2 protein-coding genes are annotated in these 2826 nt (G+C 49.0%); both read left to right on the forward strand.

Annotation, left to right across the window (positions count from 1 at the left end):
* The coding region (locus EFO84_RS05730; RefSeq protein WP_205701948.1) for an RHS repeat domain-containing protein at positions 1 to 2192 on the forward strand (2192 nt) is incomplete at its 5' end.
* An 11-nt stretch (positions 2193 to 2203) separates the two neighbouring features.
* Positions 2204 to 2500, forward strand: a complete 297-nt coding sequence (locus tag EFO84_RS05735) for a DUF6966 domain-containing protein (protein WP_127347108.1) — start codon at positions 2204 to 2206, stop codon at positions 2498 to 2500.
* Positions 2501 to 2826: the final 326 nt, after the last annotated feature.

Below are 2826 nucleotides of genomic sequence, written 5' to 3' on the forward strand. Positions count from 1 at the left end.
CCATTGGGCACCAGGTGAACTACTATTACGACACCTACAGCCGTATGGTGCAAAAAGATACGGTCGTTAATGGCACCACGTACACGTCACGTACCGAGTTTGACGCCAATTATGGTCGGGTGAAAGCCATTGAGCATGCCAGTGGCATTAAGGTGGCTTATGAGTATGACCCGTACGGCAATGTACTTAGGGTAAAAAATGCCGGCTCTGGCTTTGTCTATCAGGAAAACCTTCAGGCCGATGCCTTGCAGAATATCACCCAGATGGAGAGAAACAACGGTACCTTGTATGAGAACAGAAGTTATGACCAGGTCTCTGGTCAGCTCAAGCGAGTCAACGCTTCAAGTGCGATGGGGCATGAGCTCCATTACCTTGAGTACTTCTACGGCAGCTTCGGTAACCTGGCAAGCCAGACGGTCTATAGCAACAACGGCGCATCAAGTTCAACTGAAAGCTATAGCTATGATGACCTGCACCGGCTGACTAGCAGCAGTCTGACTTCAGGCGGCAGTATCTCCTACAGCTACGATGCCACCGGAAACCTCACGCAGAAAAGCGACTATGCCAGTAGCATGACCTACGGCGCAAGCGGTAAGAGTAATAGCGGTAATGCCGGGCCTAATGCAGTGCTGAGCGCAACGCTTGTTGGTGGTGGTAGTGCAAGTTTTACTTATGATAACAACGGTAACCTGACAAGTGGCGCGGGTAAGAGCATCACCTATAACGCGATGAACAAGCCCACGCAAATCACGGCCAACGGCACCACGGTGAGTTTCTCCTATGATGCCAACTGGCAGCGCTTCAAGAAGGTCATCGGCAGCTCTAGCACGCTGTATTACATTGATGGCTCTGTCGAAGTGGAGCTGACAGGCGGTGACACCATTACCCGCACCTACATTGATGATATCGCTGTCATCAAGCGTACGGAGCATGCGAGTCAGGCCTTGGCGAGCCATGAAATCACCTACACCCTGCGCGACCGTTTAGGCTCTGTTGTGACACTCACCAATCACAACAATCTCATCATGGAGCATCGCAGCTACGACCCGTTCGGCAAGCCCCGCTATGGCACCATGCAGCCAAGCTCCTCGGCAACCCTCTTTAACGTTGCCAACGGCACACCGTTTACTATGCGGGGTTTTACCGACCATGAGCATATTGATGAAGCGCAACTGATTCATATGAACGGACGGGTGTACGATTACAACCTTGGACGTTTCCTGAGCGTGGATCCGTTTATTCAGGAGCCTGGCAACAGCCAGAGTATAAACCCGTACAGTTATATTATGAATAATCCATTATTTGGAACGGATCCTAGCGGGTATTTGGCCTATAAAGAAGGCCGCTGTTTTTCACTATTTTCATGTGAGGAGCCAGGTTCTAGAGGCCCATTTGACTATCCCAAGGATTGCCCGTTTTGCGTTTCAACGTCTGGGTCTGGTCAGTCTGAGAACAATGGTAAAGAGAAGCAATCTCAACTAGCAGTGAACAACACTGAAGCTTCTGAGATTGGTGCCCATAATGCCGTTAACGAAGAGGCTCACCGTGGCGCTACTGCTTCAGAGGCGCTATCATTCATGTGGAACTCATTTTGGGATAATCGCGAATACGTTATATTAGGCGCAGTAACTGGCGCCGCGGACACACTCACTGAAAACACAGGCGGTTTGGTTGATGGAGAAATTTTAGCTGAGATTACTGGAGTTAAAGCTGGAGCGGAGATTTTAATTGCCGGGAGTAACGGCGAATTGGAAGGGATGGCCATACCAGCAGTTTTGCTTATTACAAGTAAGTTTAAAGCAGTAGCGAATGTTACAAAGGGGGTACGTTATGGGCCAACGAACTCTGGTCCGCTGGACGACGCTGTAGCTGCCACGTTTAGAAGCGGGTCTTATACGGCTACGACGGTATCTGAAACTACTACTCTCTACAGAGTTTACGGCGGTAGTGCCGGAAAGCTCGGTCCCTATTGGACTCGAACAAAACCAAGTGGTCCGCTTCAATCCCAATTGGATTCCGCACTTGCGCCGCAATGGGGAAACACAGCACAAAATGCTGTTAGCATTCGAGTGCCCAAAGGCACAACAATTTATGAAGGTGCCGCTGCTCCGCAGTCTACTGGCGTTGGCCAAATTCTGGGGGGTGTCAATCAAGTATACATTCCTCGTGTAGATCCCAAGTGGATTCAATAGAAGGGACGGATATGAAGACTTTGATTCAACTGCTCATGACTTGCGAAGCTTTGTTACGCTCCGTTGGGGAGACTTTTTGGGCGGACAAAATACAAGCTGTTTTGAAAAGAGGCGGAAACAGTTTAGACCTTTATTTGCTCGAAGAGATTTTATCTTGGTACGGAGGTATGGGATCATTTAATGATCTCATGATCTCTGAATACAACGATCATCTAGTCGAAGGAAAAGATGAAGAAAAGCTAAATAATGATCTGAACCGATTGAGAAACGAGATTTATCAGGAGGCGGTGCGTCTAAAGCGGGCCTAAAGTTTAGGGTGTTCAATATTCTGTGTCAGCAAAGTTTTCATAGGTCTATGTGATCATCCAGTCGGGCTTCGAAGTGGATGCTCAGTTGCGACAGCATCAAGTTCCAGTTTTGAACTGGGTCGACGTAAGCCCATAATTGAGTAGCTCAATCATTTAGCATCCAATCTCCTCGCTAGAGGAGACTGGAACAAAGCATGAGGTCCTTTTTTCGCAGTGCTGCTTACAGCCGGTTAATGACCGCTTGGGTGAAATCGGTGGTTCCATGGCTGCCGCCAAGGTCATGGGTGGCGCGATTTTTATGAGCCGTACACATGGCGGGGATGGCA

The organism is Pseudidiomarina mangrovi (genome assembly GCF_003999375.1).
Lineage (GTDB): Bacteria > Pseudomonadota > Gammaproteobacteria > Enterobacterales > Alteromonadaceae > Pseudidiomarina > Pseudidiomarina mangrovi.

Bases quoted from the DNA above. Each gene is read 5' to 3' on its own strand.
- EFO84_RS05735 (WP_127347108.1), top strand. From the start codon at position 2,204: ATGAAGACTTTGATTCAACTGCTCATGACTTGCGAAGCTTTGTTACGC.